At 71.2% G+C, this 17,885-nt stretch carries 23 protein-coding genes; 17 read left to right on the top strand and 6 right to left on the bottom strand.

Annotated elements, in window-relative coordinates; all coding sequences use genetic code 11:
• Window positions 1–223: 223 nt before the first annotated feature.
• Window positions 224–955, bottom strand: a complete 732-nt coding sequence (locus ACZ7OU_RS43855) for a FadR/GntR family transcriptional regulator (protein WP_470259811.1) — start codon at window positions 953–955, stop codon at window positions 224–226.
• 75 nt (window positions 956–1,030) lie between these two features.
• Between ACZ7OU_RS43855 and ACZ7OU_RS43850 the strand changes: the two genes are divergently transcribed.
• Both ACZ7OU_RS43850 and ACZ7OU_RS43845 read left to right on the top strand, forming a co-directional pair.
• Window positions 1,031–1,906: a carbon-nitrogen hydrolase family protein gene (locus ACZ7OU_RS43850; RefSeq protein WP_470259810.1), complete on the top strand. Its 876-nt coding sequence runs from the start codon at window positions 1,031–1,033 to the stop codon at window positions 1,904–1,906.
• Window positions 1,903–3,228 (top strand): APC family permease, encoded by a 1,326-nt coding sequence (locus ACZ7OU_RS43845; RefSeq protein ID WP_470259809.1) that lies wholly within the window; start codon window positions 1,903–1,905, stop codon window positions 3,226–3,228. The genes ACZ7OU_RS43850 and ACZ7OU_RS43845 overlap by 4 nt, the downstream gene beginning before the upstream one ends.
• Window position 3,229: 1 nt before the next feature.
• Here ACZ7OU_RS43845 and ACZ7OU_RS43840 read toward each other — a convergent pair whose 3' ends face one another.
• Window positions 3,230–3,607, bottom strand: a complete 378-nt coding sequence (locus tag ACZ7OU_RS43840) for a hypothetical protein (protein ID WP_470259808.1) — start codon at window positions 3,605–3,607, stop codon at window positions 3,230–3,232.
• A gap of 43 nt (window positions 3,608–3,650) precedes the next feature.
• Window positions 3,651–4,403, bottom strand: coding sequence for an acyltransferase (locus ACZ7OU_RS43835; protein WP_470245247.1), 753 nt, complete (start codon window positions 4,401–4,403; stop codon window positions 3,651–3,653).
• Window positions 4,404–4,456: 53 nt separating this feature from the next.
• Between ACZ7OU_RS43835 and ACZ7OU_RS43830 the strand changes: the two genes are divergently transcribed.
• The 6 genes from ACZ7OU_RS43830 (at window position 4,457) to ACZ7OU_RS43805 (ending at window position 9,266) form a co-directional block, all read left to right on the top strand.
• Window positions 4,457–5,419, top strand: coding sequence for a nucleoside hydrolase (locus ACZ7OU_RS43830; RefSeq protein ID WP_470259807.1), 963 nt, complete (start codon window positions 4,457–4,459; stop codon window positions 5,417–5,419).
• Window positions 5,420–5,466: 47 nt separating this feature from the next.
• Window positions 5,467–6,579 carry a C40 family peptidase gene (locus ACZ7OU_RS43825; protein ID WP_470260163.1) on the top strand — a complete coding sequence of 371 codons (1,113 nt, stop codon included), beginning with the start codon at window positions 5,467–5,469 and terminating at the stop codon, window positions 6,577–6,579.
• 97 nt (window positions 6,580–6,676) lie between these two features.
• On the top strand, window positions 6,677–7,084 hold the full coding sequence (locus ACZ7OU_RS43820) for a YciI family protein (protein ID WP_470245249.1): 408 nt from the start codon (window positions 6,677–6,679) through the stop codon (window positions 7,082–7,084).
• Window positions 7,085–7,170: 86 nt separating this feature from the next.
• Window positions 7,171–7,668, top strand: coding sequence for a pyridoxamine 5'-phosphate oxidase family protein (locus tag ACZ7OU_RS43815; protein WP_470259806.1), 498 nt, complete (start codon window positions 7,171–7,173; stop codon window positions 7,666–7,668).
• A 9-nt stretch (window positions 7,669–7,677) separates the two neighbouring features.
• Window positions 7,678–8,118: a VOC family protein gene (locus tag ACZ7OU_RS43810; RefSeq protein WP_470259805.1), complete on the top strand. Its 441-nt coding sequence runs from the start codon at window positions 7,678–7,680 to the stop codon at window positions 8,116–8,118.
• A gap of 2 nt (window positions 8,119–8,120) precedes the next feature.
• Window positions 8,121–9,266 carry an RNA polymerase sigma factor gene (locus ACZ7OU_RS43805; RefSeq protein WP_470260162.1) on the top strand — a complete coding sequence of 382 codons (1,146 nt, stop codon included), beginning with the start codon at window positions 8,121–8,123 and terminating at the stop codon, window positions 9,264–9,266.
• Between the two features lie 135 nt (window positions 9,267–9,401).
• Here the strand turns inward: ACZ7OU_RS43805 and ACZ7OU_RS43800 are convergent, their stop codons facing one another.
• On the bottom strand, window positions 9,402–10,223 hold the full coding sequence (locus ACZ7OU_RS43800) for an MBL fold metallo-hydrolase (RefSeq protein ID WP_470259804.1): 822 nt from the start codon (window positions 10,221–10,223) through the stop codon (window positions 9,402–9,404).
• A gap of 69 nt (window positions 10,224–10,292) precedes the next feature.
• On the opposite strand from ACZ7OU_RS43800, the gene ACZ7OU_RS43795 reads away from it, so the two are divergent.
• Complete coding sequence (locus tag ACZ7OU_RS43795) at window positions 10,293–10,829, top strand: hypothetical protein (protein WP_470259803.1); 537 nt, start codon at window positions 10,293–10,295, stop codon at window positions 10,827–10,829.
• On the opposite strand, the gene ACZ7OU_RS43790 is transcribed toward ACZ7OU_RS43795, so the two are convergent.
• On the bottom strand, window positions 10,826–11,194 hold the full coding sequence (locus ACZ7OU_RS43790; RefSeq protein ID WP_470259802.1) for a VOC family protein: 369 nt from the start codon (window positions 11,192–11,194) through the stop codon (window positions 10,826–10,828). The genes ACZ7OU_RS43795 and ACZ7OU_RS43790 overlap by 4 nt on opposite strands.
• Before the next feature lie 60 nt (window positions 11,195–11,254).
• On the opposite strand from ACZ7OU_RS43790, the gene ACZ7OU_RS43785 reads away from it, so the two are divergent.
• Window positions 11,255–11,887, top strand: a complete 633-nt coding sequence (locus ACZ7OU_RS43785) for a winged helix-turn-helix transcriptional regulator (protein WP_470245255.1) — start codon at window positions 11,255–11,257, stop codon at window positions 11,885–11,887.
• On the opposite strand, the gene ACZ7OU_RS43780 is transcribed toward ACZ7OU_RS43785, so the two are convergent.
• On the bottom strand, window positions 11,877–13,028 hold the full coding sequence (locus ACZ7OU_RS43780; RefSeq protein ID WP_470259801.1) for an MFS transporter: 1,152 nt from the start codon (window positions 13,026–13,028) through the stop codon (window positions 11,877–11,879). The genes ACZ7OU_RS43785 and ACZ7OU_RS43780 overlap by 11 nt on opposite strands.
• 22 nt (window positions 13,029–13,050) lie before the next feature.
• Here ACZ7OU_RS43780 and ACZ7OU_RS43775 point away from each other — a divergent pair, with 22 nt between their 5' ends.
• The 7 genes from ACZ7OU_RS43775 (at window position 13,051) to ACZ7OU_RS43745 (ending at window position 17,875) form a co-directional block, all read left to right on the top strand.
• Window positions 13,051–13,446: an MmcQ/YjbR family DNA-binding protein gene (locus ACZ7OU_RS43775; protein ID WP_470259800.1), complete on the top strand. Its 396-nt coding sequence runs from the start codon at window positions 13,051–13,053 to the stop codon at window positions 13,444–13,446.
• Window positions 13,447–13,513: 67 nt separating this feature from the next.
• Entirely contained in the window at window positions 13,514–13,909 is a 396-nt protein-coding gene (locus tag ACZ7OU_RS43770) for a YciI family protein (protein WP_470245258.1), read from the top strand.
• Complete coding sequence (locus ACZ7OU_RS43765) at window positions 13,909–15,120, top strand: RNA polymerase sigma factor (protein ID WP_470259799.1); 1,212 nt, start codon at window positions 13,909–13,911, stop codon at window positions 15,118–15,120. The genes ACZ7OU_RS43770 and ACZ7OU_RS43765 overlap by 1 nt, the downstream gene beginning before the upstream one ends.
• Before the next feature lie 42 nt (window positions 15,121–15,162).
• Window positions 15,163–15,933: a maleylpyruvate isomerase family mycothiol-dependent enzyme gene (locus ACZ7OU_RS43760; protein ID WP_470245260.1), complete on the top strand. Its 771-nt coding sequence runs from the start codon at window positions 15,163–15,165 to the stop codon at window positions 15,931–15,933.
• A 59-nt stretch (window positions 15,934–15,992) separates the two neighbouring features.
• Entirely contained in the window at window positions 15,993–16,787 is a 795-nt protein-coding gene (locus tag ACZ7OU_RS43755) for a hypothetical protein (protein WP_470259798.1), read from the top strand.
• A gap of 42 nt (window positions 16,788–16,829) precedes the next feature.
• Window positions 16,830–17,258, top strand: coding sequence for a MarR family winged helix-turn-helix transcriptional regulator (locus ACZ7OU_RS43750; protein ID WP_470259797.1), 429 nt, complete (start codon window positions 16,830–16,832; stop codon window positions 17,256–17,258).
• A gap of 41 nt (window positions 17,259–17,299) precedes the next feature.
• Window positions 17,300–17,875: a PadR family transcriptional regulator gene (locus tag ACZ7OU_RS43745; RefSeq protein WP_470245263.1), complete on the top strand. Its 576-nt coding sequence runs from the start codon at window positions 17,300–17,302 to the stop codon at window positions 17,873–17,875.
• Window positions 17,876–17,885 lie beyond the last annotated feature (10 nt).

The following is a 17,885-nucleotide window of genomic DNA, read 5'->3' as shown; positions in this document are numbered from 1 at the left end:
GGCGAGTGTTCGCCGGAGATCGGCCGATCAGCCGACGATCACCGCCGAACGGCCAGGACGACAGTCACCTTCGGACCACCGCGGCGAACCTGGCCTGATCGCCGTCGGCGGCTGTCGTCGAAGATTGACCACGGCCGGCCGAGTCCAGCCGGCCACGGCCGGGTCAGCCGACCCGTGGGCCGACTTCCGACCATCACCACGCCCAGCCCAGCTCGAGCCGTCGTCAGCTTTCGGTCGTTGCCGAATCCCAGGCACCGAGACCGACGAACATTGTCTGATGCAGACCGCGCACGTGCTTCCTTGTCACCCGCGCCGCCGCGTCCGGGTCGCCCGCTGCCAATGCCTTCACCAGTCGCGCGTGGTCGCGGTTCGACTCACGCAGCTTCGCCATCGGGTACGGCAGGTAAAACCGGTACAGCTCGGCCAGCACCGTCTCGTACTGCGCGACCGCCGCGGCCGGGACGGGCGCCGCCACCATTCGGTGGAACTCGGCGTCGAGCTCGTGGAACTCCGCCCAGCCCGTCGCCGTGTCCATGCGAGCGACCAATGTCCGCAAGCGCGGTAGGTCCGGCGAACGCTTCGCCACCAACTGGACCAAGCCCGACTCCAGGACCAGGCGGTGGTCGATCAGGTCACGGACCTCCGCCGCCGACTCGCGGTAGGCACCGACCTCGCGGACTCGCTCCGCTGGCGGATCCGCGGCCACGAGCGTTCCGCCGCTTCGGCCGCGGCGACGCTCGATCAGGCCGTCACCGACCAAGGACTCCAGAGCCCTCCGCACGGTGATCTCCGCGACCCCGAGCGCTCGCGCGATGTCGGTGTTCGCCGGCAAACGCTCCCCCGGCTTCAGCAGACCCAGCTCCACGGCGAGCGCGATGCGGGCGCGGACGGTGTCCAGTGCGGACAGCCGCCGGATGCCGGTCAGCGCCGGCGCGCTCAGGTCTGCCGTCGCCATGAACCGACCGTACCGCACAAACTGCTCATCTTGAGCACTCTTGTTTAAGTGTTCAAGATGGACTATTTTTCGTCCATGCCGCGACCACTGCCGATCGCCCTCGTGCAAGCACCGCCCCGGCCCGTCGGCGACGCCGGGTTCGCGGGCGAGGTCGAGGCCGTCCTCGGCCGATTCCCGGACACGCGCCTGGCCGCCTTCCCCGAGCTGCACCTCTGCGGCGTCGACGGCGAAGGCGACGAACGCACCGAACAGCTCCGGGCCGCCGCCCAGCCCCTGCGCGGACCCAGGACCAAAGAGCTCGGCGAACTAGCCGGTGACCTGGGGATCTGGCTCGCGCCCGGCACCGTTTGCGAAGAAGGCGACCACGGCGAGCTGTTCAACACCGCCCTGGTCTTTTCCCCGCGAGGCGAGCTGGCCGGCTGGTACCGCAAGGTCTTCCCCTGGCGACCGCACGAGCCCTACGACCCCGGCGACCGGTTCGTCGTCGCCGATCTGGCCGACGCCGGCCGCGTCGGGTTCTCCATCTGCTACGACGCCTGGTTCCCCGAAGTCGCCCGGCACCTCGCCTGGATGGGTGCCGAACTCGTCCTCAATCCCGTCCAGACCACGACGCCCGACCGTGCCCAGGAGCTCGTGCTGGCCCGGGCGAACGCCATCGTCAACCAGGTCTTCGTCGCCAGCGTGAACACGGCCGGGCCGTTCGGGATGGGCGACAGCCTGCTCGTCGGCCCCGAAGGCGACGTGCTCAGCGCGTTGCCGGGAACCGGCCAAGACGTCCTCGCCCACACGATCGACCTCGACGAGGTGGCGCGCGTTCGTCGCGTGGGCACCGCGGGCACCAACCGCATGTGGGCGCAGTTCACCCCCACCGACGCACCCCTCGACCTGCCGCTCTACCAGGGCCGCATCGACCCGGACCGCTGGCGTCCACGAGAAGGAGACGACCGATGACCTCCACGGCCGCGGCCCCGGCCGCCCTGCAGCGCCGGCTCGGCCTGCCCGGCGTCGTCCTGTTCGGGCTCGCTTACATGGCTCCGCTGATCGTGCTCGGCACCTTCGGCATCGTCGCGACGACGACCGACGGCACCGTGCCCTCCGCGTACCTGCTCGCCTTGGTCGCGATGCTGTTCACCGCGGCGAGCTACGGGAAGATGGCCGCCACCCACCCCGTCGCCGGCTCGGCCTACACCTATGTCCGGAAAGCGGTCGACGCGCGCGCCGGGTTCCTCGTCGGCTGGGCCGTGCTGCTCGACTACTTCTTCCTGCCGATGGTCATCTGGCTGATCGGCGGCGCCTACCTCTCGGCCGAGTTCCCGTCCGTGCCCAATTGGATCTGGTTGATCACTTTCATCGCGGTGACCACGATCCTCAACGTGCTCGGCATCAAGATCGCCGAGAAGGCGAACTTCGTCCTCATGGCGTTCCAGATCCTGGTGATCGGCTTCTTCGTCGTTCTTTCGGTCAAGCAGGTGCTGCACGTCGGCGACGCGCTGGCGAGCACCCAGCCGTTCTTCCACGCGGGCAGCACGCTGGGGACGATCTCCGGCGGCGCCGCGCTCGCGACGTACTCCTTCCTCGGTTTCGACGCCGTGACGACGTTGACCGAGGAGACGACCGAGCCGCGCCGGACGATCCCCCGCGCCATCCTGCTGACCGCGCTGATCGGCGGCGGCATCTTCATCGTGCTCGCCTACTTCACCCAGCTCGCGCACCCGGGCAGCGCGTTCACCGACGAGTCGTCCGCCGCGTTCGAAATCGCGACGACGATCGGCGGGAACCTGTTCGCGTCGTTCTTCCTCGCCGGTCTCGTCGTGGCGCAGTTCGCGTCGGGGATCGCCGCGCAGGCGAGCGCGTCGCGGCTGATGTTCGCCATGGGACGTGACGGCGTCCTGCCGCGCGTTTTCGGCAAACTGCAGCCGCGGTTCGCGACGCCCGTGTTCGGCATCGTCCTGACCGGGCTCGTCGGGCTGGTCGCGCTGACTCTGGACGTCAGCACGTCGACGTCGTTCATCAACTTCGGGGCGTTCACGGCGTTCACGTTCGTCAACGTCAGCGTCCTGGCGACGTGGCTGCGCGACCGAGCCGGAAAACGCGTGTTGACCTGGGTGGTCTTCCCGGTGATCGGCGCCGTGGTCGATTTGTGGCTGCTGGTCAACCTGGACGGAATCGCACTGATCTTCGGGCTGGTCTGGCTGGCGATCGGCATCGTCGTCCTGGCCGCGATCACGCGCGGCTTCCGGCGGCCGCCTCCGGAGATGACGTTCGAGGAGTAGGTCAGCCGCCCGGGCAGTCCGTGCCGCCGCCGCTGCGCTCGACGCAGTGGCGCGGCTCCGGCGGGGGCGGTGGCACGTGGCGGACGTGGTCGACCCAATTCATCCCGGCGACCGCGACGGCCAGGACCAGGCAGACCCCGAAGAACCACGTCCACCCGCGACGCCGCCCGAGAGCGGCGACGATCACGCCCACCAGCGGTAGCCCGGCGCCGAGCCAGGCCGCCCAGGTCAGGTAGCCGCGGGCGCCGTCGCCGACTTCGCCGAACACCGGGACGCTCGCCAGGAAGCCCTGCAGCACCAGAAGCGGGACGACGAGCAGCAAGCCCGCGGCGCACAGCGCCAGCACGACCGAGGACCACGCGGTCCGGAGTTCCCCCACGCCGCCAGTATGTCCGGCCTGGAGACGAAAGACCTGAGTAGATCTACTGCTCGAGGGTCTTCTGCAGCGCCTTGTTCGCCTTCCGAGCCATGTCGGCGACGGCTTCACGGCGGGCCGCGTCGGCCGCGTAATCCTCTTCGCGGTTACGCACCACGCGAGCCGGCGCGCCGACCGCGATCGAGTAGTCCGGGATGTCACCACGGACGACCGCGTGCGCGCCCAGCACCGACCCGCGGCCGATGCGGGTGCCCTTCAGGACGCTGACCTTCGTGCCGAGCCACGTGTCCGGCCCGATGCGCACCGGCGACTTCACGATGCCCTGGTCCTTGATCGGCACGTGGATGTCGGCGATGACGTGGTCGAAGTCGCAGATGTACACCCAGTCGGCGACCAGCGTGGCCGCGCCGAGCTCGATGTCGAGGTAGCAGTTGATGACGTTCTGGCGGCCGAACACGGACTTGTCGCCGATCCGCAGCGAACCCTCGTGGCAGCGGATCGCGTTGCCGTCGCCGATGTGCACCCAGCGGCCGATCTCGAGGCGCCCGTAGCCCGGCCGGCAGTGGATCTCGACGTCCTTCCCGAGGAAGAGCATCCCGCGCAGGATGATGTGCGGGTTCGCGACCCGGAACTTGAGCAGCCGGTAGTACCGGACGAGGTACCAGGGCGTGTACGCGCGGTTGCGCAGCACCCAGCGCAGTGAGTCGGCGGTCAGGAACTTCGCCTGTCGCGGGTCGCGCCGCGCGCGCCGCCAGGCCCGCACCCGCGACAGCGCGGGCGCACCCCACATCGACGTCATGCCCGTGACCGTAACCTGTGTGCGGGACGGGTTCACAGGCAAGGGGAGCGTGGATGGGCACGAAGCTGATCATCGACACCGACCCGGGCGTCGACGACGCGCTGGCGATCGCGCTGGCGGCGCTGTCCCCGGACGTCGACCTGCTGGGCGTGACGTCGGTTTTCGGCAACGTGCCGCTCGACCGCACGACCTCGAACGCGCGCCGGCTGCTGGAGCTGTTCGGACGCTCCGACGTGCCGGTGGCCGCCGGGGCCGCCCGACCGCTGGTCTATTCGAAGCCACGTGACGCGAAAGAGGTCCACGGCGGCGACGGCCTGTCGGGCCATTCCGCCACGCTGCCCGAGGCGAGCCGTCCCCTCGACGAGCGCGACGCCGTCCACCTGATGCTGGATCTGCTCGAAGCCTCCGACGAGCCGGTGACCATCGCGCCGATCGGGCCGCTGACGAACATCGCCGCGCTGCTGGCGGCCCACCCGGGCGCGGCGGCGAAGATCGGGCGGCTCGTGATCATGGGCGGCGGGGTGACGTTCGGCAACAGCACCACCGCCGCCGAGTTCAATATCTGGAGCGACCCCGAAGCGGCCCGCCGCGTGCTGGTCGAGGAGGACGTCCCGGTCGTGCTCGTGCCGCTCGACCTCACCCACCGTTGCGCGGTCGACGCCGACTGGCTGGCGAAGCTCGCGGCGTCGGGGCCGATCGGCGCCACCCTCGAAGGCCTCACCTCCACCTACCGGCAGCACTACACGCGCGTGTTCGGCGAGGACCGGATGGTCATGCACGACGCCGTCGCGGTCGCGGAGGCGATTTCGCCCGGAATCCTCCACACCGAGACCTACCGCGTCGACGTCGACTGCGGGCTGGGCCCGGCGCGCGGGCAGACCCTGGTCGATCGGCGACGACTCGGCGAAGACGATCCGCAGTTCAGTCCCGGCCGTCCGATCGAGGTCGCGATGGACACCGACCTCGACGGCCTGCGCGGTTTCGTCCTCGACCGGTTGACCGGAGCCGCGCGGTGAGCGACGAGCCCGAGGTCGTGCCGGTGGAGGAGCCCGAAGCCGCACCGGTGGAGAAGGACGGGCCTCGCCGCCGGAAGGCTGCCATCGTGGTGGCCGCGGTGGTCGTGGTCACCGCCGCGCTCGTGGTCGGCGTCCAGTTCGCGCCGAAGCAGCAGGAGACGACGAACGCCGCCGCGACGGTCACGCAGTCGACGTCCGTCCCGAAATCGACCACGCCCCCGCAGACGTCGGCGCCGCCGAAGGTGCCCGAAGCGAGCGAGTTCGACGCCTGGGCGTCCAAGACCAGCCAGTGGCTCGACGTCCCGTTGCGCGCGATGGTCGGCTACGCGAAGGCGACGACGAAAATCGGCAAGGACATCCCGGGCTGCCACCTGTCGTGGGTGACGCTGGCCGCGGTCGGAAAGGTGACCACGGACCACGGCCGCGCCCAGGGCGGGCAGATCGGCACCACCGGCGTGCTCGACAAGCCGCTGGCCACGATCGAAGTGCGCGACTTCTACAACAAGGTCGTCTCGACGGCGAACGCCGTCGGGCCGATGCAGGTCTCCCCCGCGATCTGGGCGAAGTACCAGGCGAGCTACGCCGGCGGGAAGCCCGATGTCCAGAACATCGACGACGCCGCGCTGACCACCGGCCGGGCGCTGTGCGACGGCGGCACCGACCTGTCCCAGGGCCAGCCGTGGTGGGACTCGGTCGCGAAGCTGCAGTCGGCGCCACTGTTCCTGCACCGGACGCTGGCCACGGTCAACGTCTACGGCACGGTCGGCCAGGGCTCCGCGGCGCCGAACCCGGCGGTGCTGAGCGCGGTGAACTTCGCCATCGACAAGATCGGCCTCCCCTACATCTGGGGCGGCAACGGCACCGGCGGGAACGACCCGGGCTTCGACTGCTCCGGCCTGACGACGGCGGCGTACGGGAGTGCCGGCCTCAAGCTCATGCGCACGGCCGACACGCAGTTCCGGAGCGTCCCGCACGTGACCGATCCGCAGCTCGGCGACCTGATCTTCTACGGCGAACCGGCGACGAAGATCCACCACGTCGGGCTTTACATCGGCAACCAGCAGATGATCGACGCGCCGCAGACCGGCCAGGCCGTGCAGGTGCACTCCTACCGCAGGGACGGCGACGACTACGCCGGCGCCGGTCGCCCGACGGCCTGAAAACGAGTTCGAAGGCGATGTCGAGAACGCGCGATCGGCTGCGTCCCCGGGTCGGACGTGGCCAAGATGGGCCGCACCCGAACCGAGGAGAACGACGATGGCCAAGTACCTGCTGCTGAAGCACTACCGAGGCGCCCCGGCTTCCGTCAACGACGCGCCCATGGACCAGTGGACGCCGGAGGAGATCTCGGCCCACATCCAGTACATGCAGGACTTCGGGACCCGGCTCGAGGAGACCGGCGAGTTCGTCGAGCACCAGGCGCTCACCCCCGAAGGGACGTTCGTCCGGTTCGACGGTGAGGGCCGCCCGCCGGTCACCGACGGCCCGTTCGCCGAGACGAAGGACCTCATCGCCGGCTGGACGGTCATCGACGTCGACAGCTACGAGCGCGCCTTAGAGCTGGCTGCGGAGCTGTCGGCCGCCCCGGGCGCGGGTGGCAAGCCGGTGTGCGAGTGGCTCGAGGTGCGTCCGTTCTGGGGCGCGACACAGACCATCACGGAGTGACTCACGTCACAATCAGACCTGGTCGAGAAACCTCCCACAGCTCCGTCCCCGGCGCGAAGACACCGCCGATCGACGAGGAGACCGCCATGCACCAGAACGCCATCGACGAAGTCCTGAACCGTCCGTACAGCCGAGAGCTGCTGGCCCGCGACCTGACCCGGCTGGCCTACACCGCCCTCGACGGCACGCCCCGCGTGATCCCGATCGGGTTCACCTGGAACGGCTCGCAGATCGTCCTGTGCACGTCGACGAACGCGCCGAAGCTGCCGGCGCTGCGCCGGAACCCGGCGGTCGCCCTGACGATCGACACCGAGGTGCACCCGCCGAAGATGCTGCTGATCCGCGGCACGGTCGAGCTGGACGTCGTCGACGGCATCCCGGACGAGTACCTGCAGTTCAACGGCACCTACGAGATGACGCCGGAGCAGCGGGTGGAGTGGGAGGAGGGCGTGCGGTCGCTTTACGACGGCATGGTCCGGATCGTGGTCACGCCGACGTGGGCCAAGCTGATCGACTTCGAGACGACGCTGCCGTCGGCCGTCGAAGAGCTCATCCGCCGGCGCGACGAGCGCCAGCCCGCCTGAGGGGAAACCATGGGGACCTTTCCACGGCTCGAGCACATCGGCGTCGTCGTCGAGGACCTCGACGCCGCCAAGGCGTTCTTCGCCGAGCTCGGGCTCCGGCCGGAGGGTGACATGACGGTCGAGGGCCGTGTGGTCGACCTCATCAACGGGCTCGACGGGGTCCGCTCGGACGTCGCGATGATGCGGACCCCGGACGGCGCCGGCTGCCTCGAACTGATCCGGTACCGGACGCCGTCGGGCCCGGCGGCCGACCCGGGTCCGCCCGCGAACACGCCCGGCATCCGGCACATCCTGTTCGAGGTGGCGGACATCGACGACGTCGTCGGCCGCCTGCGGAACCACGGCGCCGAGCTCGTCGGGGAGGTCGCGCAGTACGAAGACAGCTTCCGGCTCTGCTACCTGCGCGGTCCCGCGGGGATCATCGTCGAGCTGGCCGAAAAGATCGGGTGAAAGTGGACGAGGCCCTGCTCCGGAGCCTGACGCCGCACGTGCTCGGGATCGTCGTCCGCCGCGGCGCCGACTTCGCGTCGGCGGAGGACGCCGTGCAGGACGCGCTGGTCGAGGCCCTCCGCGTCTGGCCGGCCGAACCGCCGCGCGACCCGAAGGGCTGGCTGATCACGGTCGCCTGGCGCAAGTTCCTCGACACCGCCCGGTCGGACACCGCGCGCCGACGGCGTGAAGACGTCGTCGATGTCGAACCGGAGCCCGGCCCGGCGGCCGACTCGGACGACACGCTCCAGCTGTACTTCCTGTGCGCGCACCCGTCGCTGACGCCGTCTTCGGCGGTCGCGCTCACCCTGCGTGCGGTCGGCGGGTTGACCACGCGCCAGATCGCGCAGGCCTATCTGGTCCCCGAAGCGACCATGGCGCAGCGCATCAGCCGGGCCAAGCGCACGGTCGGGCAGGTGCGGTTCGAGCAGCCCGGCGACGTCGCGACCGTGCTGCGCGTCCTCTACCTGGTCTTCAACGAGGGCTACTCCGGTGACGTCGACCTGGCCGCCGAGGCGATCCGGCTGACCCGGCAGCTCGCGTCGGCGATCGACCACCCCGAGGTCGCGGGGCTGCTGGCGCTGATGCTGCTCCACCACGCCCGGCGCGCCGGGCGGACCGCGTCCGACGGCAGCCTGGTGCCGCTCGCCGAACAGGATCGCGGCCGATGGGACACCGCAGCGATCGCCGAGGGCGTCGGGATCCTGCAGACGGCGCTCGCCCGCGACCGGCTGGGCGAGTTCCAGGCCCAGGCGGCCATCGCGGCCCTGCACGCCGACGCGCCGACCGCCGAGGAGACGGACTGGGTGCAGATCGTCGAGTGGTACGACGAGCTCGCGCGGCTGACCGACAGCCCGGTGGTCCGGCTCAACCGCGCGGTGGCGGTGGGCGAGGCGGACGGGCCGCGCGCGGGGCTGGCGGCCCTCGCGGAGCTGGACGACACGCTGCCCCGCCACACGGCGGTGGCGGCCTACCTCCACGAGCGCGACGGCGATCTGACAACGGCGGCGCGGCTGTACGCCGAAGCGGGCGCGAAGGCGGCCAATCTCGCGGAGCGCACTCATCTGACCAAGCAGGCTGCCCGGCTCAACACGCGGCTGCGGGGCTGAGGGGATGCCCGCGTTGGGGCTGGGGTCGCGGCCGTCGGGTCACCAGCGAGCTCGCCACGCTCCTGATCGGCTCGACGACCGCCGACGTGGCCGACCCCCAGTTCTCCGGACCGGCCAGCAGCTTCGCCCGCCCCCTCAGCCGAGGTGGTCGTTCGCCCCGCTGACCCAGCCGATGTAGCGCTCGGCCGACCTGCGGACCGCGCCCTTCGCGTCGCCCTGGATCTTGCCGCCCAAGAGTCCATACAGATTGTCGAACTCGTACGGCTCCAGCCTGTCCACGATCCTCTGCACCAGGCCGGCCGACAGTGGGATCTTGTTGGGGTAGCTGCGCATGAAGGTCACCCAGCCCGCCGCCGGCACCGGCAGCATCGTGTCGCCGACCAGCAGAGCTCCACCCGTCTCGTTCTCCACGTGGGCCACCGCGGCGCCCGGGAAGTGGCCGCCTGCCTCGACGAGCGTCACGCCCGGCAGGATCCGCTCCGTGCCGGACCACTCCCTGATCACCGGGTCCTCGCGCTGCACCCACTGGCGGTCGGCCGCGTGCACCAGCACCGGGACGCCGCCGAGCCGGTGGCTCCAGCTGACCTGGGAGCCGTACATGTGCGGGTGACTCGCGACGATCACCGTGGCGCCGCCGAGGTCTTCGAGCTTGGTCGCGAGCGCCTCGTCCAGGTGGTTCGGCGGGTCCCACAACAGGTTGCCCTCGGGGGTGCGGACCAGGTGCGTCCACTGGCCGATGCCGAACGGCGGTTCGCGGTTGAACCGGTGCAGCCCCGGTTCCAGCTCCTCGTGCACCACGTCGTGGCCGCCGGCCGAGAGCTTGTCGAGCGTTGTCCACACCTGCCCGGAGGCGGGCACCCACTGGCGGTCGTCGGCGCAGATGGCGCAGGTGCCGGCCGGGGGTTGTTCGGTGTCGGGGTGTTCGACCCCGCAGGTTCCGCAGATCCAGATCGTCATGACGCCAGTCTTGAAGCTCCAGCAAGGTCGAGGTCAAGCCCGATCCGGGAGTGCTGCGACAATCCCGCCATGGACTCGGGGACGACCACGCAGCTGATCACCGTGGGATCGACGCTCGGCGGCGTCGTGCTCACGCTGCTGACCACCACGCTCGTGGAGGCACGCAAGCTGAAGGCGACCCGGCGCGCCGAGGCGCAGAAGCGCGCGGCCGATCACGCCAACTGGCTGCGCGACGAACGGGTCAAGGCCTACGCGGGCCTGTCGAACGCGGGCGAAGAGGCCTTCCAGCTGATCCGGTCGGAATTCGTCAAGCTGCAGGACAACCGCGACGAAATCGAGGCCCGGTGGCGCGAACGGCGCAACGAGCTGCGCAAGGCGCACAACCAGGTCGCGCTGTTCGGCACCGAAGAACCACGCCGGCGCGGCAAGGAGCTGTGGAAGGTGGCCCGCAACGGGGTGAACGCCATCCTCGCCGAACTGGACTCCGGCGAGACCACGGTGCGGCGCGCCAGTCTCGACCACGTGCTGACCGGCATCAGCGAAGCCGGCGACCGGTTCCTCGAAGCGTGTCGCGTCGATGTCCAGGGCACGGCGCCGGACCTCTAAGCCGGGCCCGCGAGGCCGATCAGGTTGCCCTCGGGGTCGGTGAAGTGGGCGACGACCAGGTCCCGCCCCGGCGCGCGAGCCGGGCCCAGCCGGCGCGTTCCGCCGAGACGTTCGGCCTCGGCCAACGCTGCCGCGACGTCCGGGACGCCCACGTAGAACACCACGTGACTCTGGTGTCCCGCGCCGCCGCCGACGCCACCCGGGATCGTCTCCGTTTCGACGAAGCCGTAGTTGCCCGCTTCCGACACCTGGTCCGACACGGGGCCCGACGTGTCGTACTCCCAGCCGAACAGCTCGCCGTAGTAGCCGCGCAGTCCCGCGGGGTCGGTGCCGATGATCTCGAAGTGCACGACCGGATTGCCCATGGCAGCCACCGTACGCCGCTGTAGTTGTTAAAAACAACCTTGGACTTGTAGATTGAAACCATGCCGACGAGCCGCAGCTACGGGGACGCCTGCACCATCGCCCGCGCACTGGACGTCGTCGGGGAACGCTGGGCGCTGCTCGTCGTGCGCGAGCTGCTGCTCGGGCCGCAGCGCTTCTCCGACGTCCGCCGCGCGCTGCCGGGCGCCAGCTCGAACCTGGTCACCGACCGGCTCCGCGAGCTGGAAGGCCACGGCGTGGTGACCCGCCGACAGCTGCCGCCCCCAGCGGCGTCGACGGTCTACGAGCTGACCGAGTGGGGTCGCGAGCTGGAGCCGATCGTCCTGGCGCTGGGCGCGTGGGGCGGCCGGCTCTCCCTGCCCCCGGCGGCGCACCTCGGCACCACGTCCGTGCTGCTCTTCCTCCGCGGCTTCGCCCGTCCGCGCTCGAGCGCCCGCTACCGCGTCGAACTGGACGCCCGCGTGTGGACGGTCCGCACCGAGCCGGGCCGGCTGACGGTCGAGCCGGGCGAACCCACCGACCCGGACGCGACGATCCGGACCGATCCGCCGACGTTGAACGCGCTGCTCGAAGTACCGTCCGACCTGGACGCGGCGATCCGCGACGGCCGTGTGGTCGTCGAAGGGGACAAGAAGGCCGTCCGGCGGCTGCTGCGCGAAACGCTCAGCGCGTGAGCGCCCCTTCCCGTACCCGCAGCGACGGCGCCAGGAACACGATCGCGAAAGTGACCACGACCGCCGACGACAACGCCCAGTGCAGCCCGACCCTCGTCGCCAGCGCGCCCACCAGCACCGGCTCCACCAGGAACCCCAGGTACCCGCACGCGGCGACGGCGGCCACCGCGCGACCCGGCGCGTCCGCCTGCTTGCGGCTCGCCGCGCTCCACGCGATCGGCACGATTCCGGCCACGCCGAGGCCGACCACCGCGAAGCCGAACACCACCGCGACCGGCCATGGCACCAAAAGGACCACGGCGAAACCGAGCACCGCGATCGTGGTCGCCACGCGGACGAACCGCACCGCGCCCGCGCGGGCCACCACGCGGTCGGCGACCAGGCGGACCGCGATCATCGTCCCGGAGAACGCGAAGTAGCCCAGTGACGTGAGCGCGGGCGTCGCGCCGGTGGCGTCCGCGAGGTACACCGCGCTCCAGCTGTTGACCGCGCCCTCCGCGACGAACCCGCAGAACGCGATCACCCCGAGCGGCACCAGCGCCCGGCTCGGCCACGCGAACGCCGCGTCACCCTGACCGCGGTCGGCCCCGGAGAGGAACAGCGCGCGACCCCACAGTGCCAGCGCGAGCAGCGCCGCGCCCGCGAGCGGGAAGTGCACCGAGACCGGGACGTGCAGGGCCTCCATCAGCGCGTCGACGCCGGAACCCGCGAGTCCGCCGATGTTCCAGAACGCGTGGAAGCCGGCGAAGATCGGGCGCCCGTAGCCCTCCTCGACGCGGGCCGCGTGGGCGTTCATCGCGACGTCGAGCAGGCTGTTGCCCACGCCGAGCACGACGAGCGCGGCGACGAACACCGGCGCGGACCACGCGAACGCCACCAGCGGCAGCCCGCCGCACAGGATCACCGCGCCGAGGGTCACGGCCGCGCGGCTGCCGATCCGGGTGAGCAGCGCCCCCGCCCCCACCAGCGCGACCACCGAACCCAGGGCGAGGCCGAAGAGCCCCATCGCCAGCCGGCCGGTGGTCAGTCCCAGCTGCTCCTGGACCGCCGGCACCCGCGCCAGCCAGGTCGCGAACGCGGCGCCGCACACGGCGAAGACGACGGAAACTCCCAGGCGAGCGCGTTTCAGTTCCCCGGTCACTTCGGCGATTATCCTGACCACCATGGCCGGCTGGGACGACGCCGGCCGGATCGCGCGCGGGCTGCCCGAGGTCGTCGAGGACAGCTCCCGCGGGCATCTGGCCTGGCAGATCGGTAAGAAGGGGTTCGCCTGGGAGCGCCCGCTGCGCAAGGGCGACGTCGAGGCGCTCGGCGCGCGGGCGCCCGCCGGGCCGGTGCTCTGCGCCTACGTGCCGGACGTCGGGGTCAAGGACGCGCTGATCGCCGACGACCCGGCCGTCTTCTTCACCACCCCGCACTTCCGCGGCTTCCCCGCGATCCTCGTCGAGCTGGACCGGATCGACCTGCCGACGCTCGAAGAAGTGCTGGTCGAGGCCTGGTTGTGCCGGGCGCCGAAACGGCTGGCGAAAACGTGGCTGGAAAATCGGCAAACCATGTAGAGACCGCGGGCCGGACTCCGTCCTTTCCCGTGAACGCGCCGCCGGGGCGCGACGAGAGGAGCCGATCATGGCGAAGTACATGCTGCTGATGAGCTACAGCGGGGGCACCGACTGCGACCTGCCGATGGGCGAATGGCCGCCGGAGGACATCCGCGCGCACATCGACTTCCAGCACGCGCTCGACGCCGAGCTGCGGGACAAGGGCGAGCTCGTCGACGCGCAGGGCCTGGCCGGGCCCGACCTGGCGAAAACGGTGGTCTCCGACGGCCGGACCAGCCCCGTGGTCACCGACGGACCATTTCCGGAGGGCAAGGAGCTGCTGGCCGGCTACTGGGTCGTCGACGTCGAGAGCGAGGAGCGCGCGCTGGAGATCGCGGCGAAGGCGTCGGCCGCGCCCGGGCCCGGCGGGGTGCCGATCCGGCAGCCGATCGAGGTCCGCCAGGTGATGAGCGCGCCCGCCTGATGGCCGGCGTCGAGGTCGAGGACCTGCTGCGGACGCTCGCGCCGCAGGTCCTCGGCGTCGTCGCGCGGCGCTTCCGCGACTTCGGTGCCGCGGAGGACGCCGTGCAGGAGGCGCTGCTCGCGGCCGCGCGGCACTGGCCGTCCGACGGGCTGCCGGACAACCCGCGCGCGTGGCTGCTCCAGGCCGCCGTCAACCGGATGACCGACCAGCTCCGCAGCGACCAGGCCCGTCGCCGCCGGGAGGACGCGGCGGCGCTCGAACCGCCGTCGCCGGATGTCCCGGATCGCGACGACACCCTCGTCCTGCTGTTCCTGTGCTGCCACCCGGCGCTGACTCCGGCGTCGGCGATCGCGTTGACGCTGCGCGCGGTCGGCGGCCTGACCACGGCCGAGATCGCCGGCGCGTTCCTGGTCCCCGAAGCGACCATGGCCCAGCGGATCAGCCGGGCCAAGGCGCGGATCAAGGCGTCGGAGGTGCCGTTCCGGCTGCCGGAGGACGGCGAGCGCGAAGCGCGGCTGCGGTCGGTCTTGCACGTGCTCTACCTGGTGTTCAACGAGGGCTACACGAGCAGCGCGGGCAGCCGCCTGCACCGCACCGAGCTCTCCGGCGAGGCGATCCGGCTGACCCGGCTGCTGCACGCGACGTTGCCGAAAGACGGCGAAGTCACCGGTCTGCTGGCGTTGATGCTGCTCACGGACGCGCGGCGCCCCGCGCGGACCGGGCCGTCCGGCGAACTGGTGCCGCTGGCCGAGCAGGACCGGGCGAAGTGGGACCGCGCGCAGATCCGGGAGGGCGTCGCGCTGGTCACGGAGGCGCTCGCGCTCGGCGACGCCGGCGAGTACCGGCTGCAAGCCGCGATCGCCGCCGCGCACGACATCGCGCCGCGCGTCGAAGACACCGACTGGGACCGGATCCTGGGGACCTACCGGCTGCTGGAGCGGCTGAGCGACAACCCGGTGGTCACGCTCAACCGCGCGATCGCGACGGCGATGGTCCACGGGCCCGACGCCGGGCTCGCGCTGCTGGAGACCGTCGAGCTGAGCGGGCACCGGCCCGACGCCGTCCGCGCGCACCTGCTGGAACTGGCCGGGGACGTCGACGGCGCCGTCCGGCACTACGACGCCGCGGCCGCGCGGACCACCAACACCCCGGAACAGCGCTATCTCCTGACGCGCGCCGCGCGGCTGCGGAAATCGGGCCGGAGCAGCTGAAAACCCTCCCGCGGACGCCTCGGTTCCCACTACGGTGGCCGGGTGAAGTCCCTGAGCCACGATCGGCTGGCCGAGGCGCTCATCGCCGAGGCGGAAGAGTTCGGGATGGCGATCGAGGGCGCTGCCCCGGACGTCCGCGTCCCGACCTGTCCCGAATGGACCCTGCGCGACCTGACCTGCCACGTCGGGCTGGCCTACCACAAGTCCGCCGCGATCGTCGAAAGCCGGCCAACCGGGTACGTGCCGTTCGACTCGGTCGAGGTCGGCGATCCGCCGGGCTTCGACGCCCTCGGCGGCTGGCTGGTCGAGGGGGCGGAGCGGCTGGTTGAAGCCGTGGCCGATGTCGGACCAGAGACGCCGACGTCGACCTGGACCCCCGATCGCCGCGCCGGGTTCTGGACGCGGCGGCTCACCCACGAGACCGTCGTCCACCGCGCGGACGCGGCGTTCGCGACCGGCGCGCCGTACGAAGTCGACGGCGACCTCGCCGCGGACGGGATCTCCGAGGGCCTCGACCTCGTGTCCGTCTTCTCGCGGCTGGAGCACCCGGCGATGGACCGGACCGCGCTGCGGGGCACCGGCGAGACTCTGCTGTTCCGGTCGACCGAACCCGACGTCCGCTGGCTCGCGCGACGGACGCCGTCGAGCGTCGAGGTGAGTCTCGAAGCCGCCGAGGCCGACGTCGTCGTCGAAGGTCGCGCCATCGACCTGCTCCTGGCCCTGACCGGCCGGATCGCCGAGGACGACCCGCGGTTGACGATTTCGGGCGACGCGAAGCTGTTCGGGCATTGGCGGGAGAACACGACCTGGTGATCCGCTCGCTCGGCTAGAATTCGGCGTTCCTTCCGCATCTGCGGACCCGAGGAGGCCGGATGCTGCTCCGTGTGCTCGCCCTTTCCGCCGCGTTGCTGGCGGGGACCGTCGCGCCGGCCGGCGCGTCGACCCGGACGGTGACGGTCGACGGCGCGGTCGCCACTCCGGCGTCGTACACCGCTTCGCAGCTGAAGACCTTCGGCGGCGATCTGGCCAAGCTCGTCGCCGCGGCGACGCCGGTGCTGCCGCCCGGGAAGAACACCGCGCTGCGCGTCACGGTGACCGTCACCGGACCGGCCCATCGGGCGGTGACGTTCGCCCTCGCGGATCTGGACCCGGCGTTCGGGAACCACCCCGCTGTCCTGACGACGGACCACGGGATCGACCTGGTCGTCCCCGGCGACGGGGACCGCAGCCGGAGTGTCGGCGAGGTCCGGCGGGTTCATGTCGCCGTTTCCGCCGCGACCGCTGCCGAGCGCGCCGTGCGGATCACGACCGGCCGCCGGTCCGTGACGCTGCCGCCAGCGCTGCTGGCCCACCTGCCGTCTCGCACCGTGACGGCGTCCTTCGCCTCGGGCACTGGCCAGCAGACGCACACCGAGACCGGGCCGTCGCTCGCGCTCGTGCTGCTGATCGCCGGCGTGGTCCCGCGATCGGACACGGCGGTGGTCGCCGTCGGCGAGGACGGCTATGGCGCCGCCGTCACGCTCGCCGAAGAACGCACCGGCGGCCGTCCGCTCCTGCTGTCCACGGCGGAGGACGGCGTTCCGCTCACGCTGCCGCGGCTCGTCCCGCTCGGCGACGTCAAGGGTGGCCGCTACGTTTCCGAGGTGACCGCGCTCGACGTGCGCTGACGTCAGGATCCTTACGTAAGCAGCTTGCGTAAGGTTCCTGTCATGAGTCAACCCCTGACCGGCGACCGCCCCGGTTACCTGATCAAACGCGCCCAGCAGGCGCTGCACCAGGCTTGCACCGATCGTCTGCGGCCACTGGAGCTGTCGATGTCGCAGTACGCCGTGCTGCGCGCGCTCGACGACCACCCCGGCGCGTCGTCGGCCGAGCTCGCGCGGATCACGTTCGTCACCCGGCAGTCCCTGCGGGACGTCCTCAGCGGACTGCGGTCGGCGGGACTGGTCACCGTGGCCGAGCAGGCGAGCACCGGTCGGGCGCGACCGGTCGCCCTGACGACGTCCGGCCGCGCGAAGCTGCGCGCCGCCGAGGAGCTGGTCACGCAGGTCGAGGAAGAGATGCTCGGCGACCTGTCGGCCGACCAGCGGCGCCATCTGGCCGGTCTGCTGCGCACCTGCGTCGAGAACCTGACTTGACGAACGTCGTATAGTCGGTTCCGACCAATAGGGAGCGACTAGTGCCACCACGCAAGATCCGCAACACCCTCGCACTGGCCCTGCTCGGCCTGCTGCTGGAACGCGCGATGCACCCGTACGAAATGGCGTCCACGTTGCGCGAGCGCTTCAAGGACACGAGCTTCAAGATCAACCCCGGCTCGCTCTACGACACCGTGGAGTCGCTGGCGAAGCACCGCTGGATCGAGCCCGTCGAGACCGTCCGGGACGGCAACCGGCCGGAGCGGACCGTCTACGCGCACACCGAACTCGGCCGTCAGGAGTTCGTCGCGTGGCTCGACGAACTGGTCCGCGAGCCGGTCGCGGAGTATCCGAAGTTCGTCGCGGCGGTGAGCTACCTCGGCGCGCTCGGCCCGGAGCGCGCCGCCGACGCGCTGGAGGAACGCGCCCGCCACCTCGCCGACCGCATCGACGGCGCGAACACCGCCCTCGACGAGACCGTCGGCAAGGGCGCGCCGCGGCTGTTCATGATCGAGGTCGAGTTCGTCCGGCACGCGTGGCAGGCCGAGCTCGACTGGGCCCGCGCCACCGCCGCCGAGATCCGCGCCGGCTCCCTGCCCTGGCCCGACCACTCCTGAGGGGGAACTC

The organism is Amycolatopsis sp. NPDC114505, assembly GCF_055633615.1.
The sequence above is the reverse complement of the archived record's forward strand: the minus strand, read 5'-3'. Positions and strand labels throughout refer to the sequence as shown.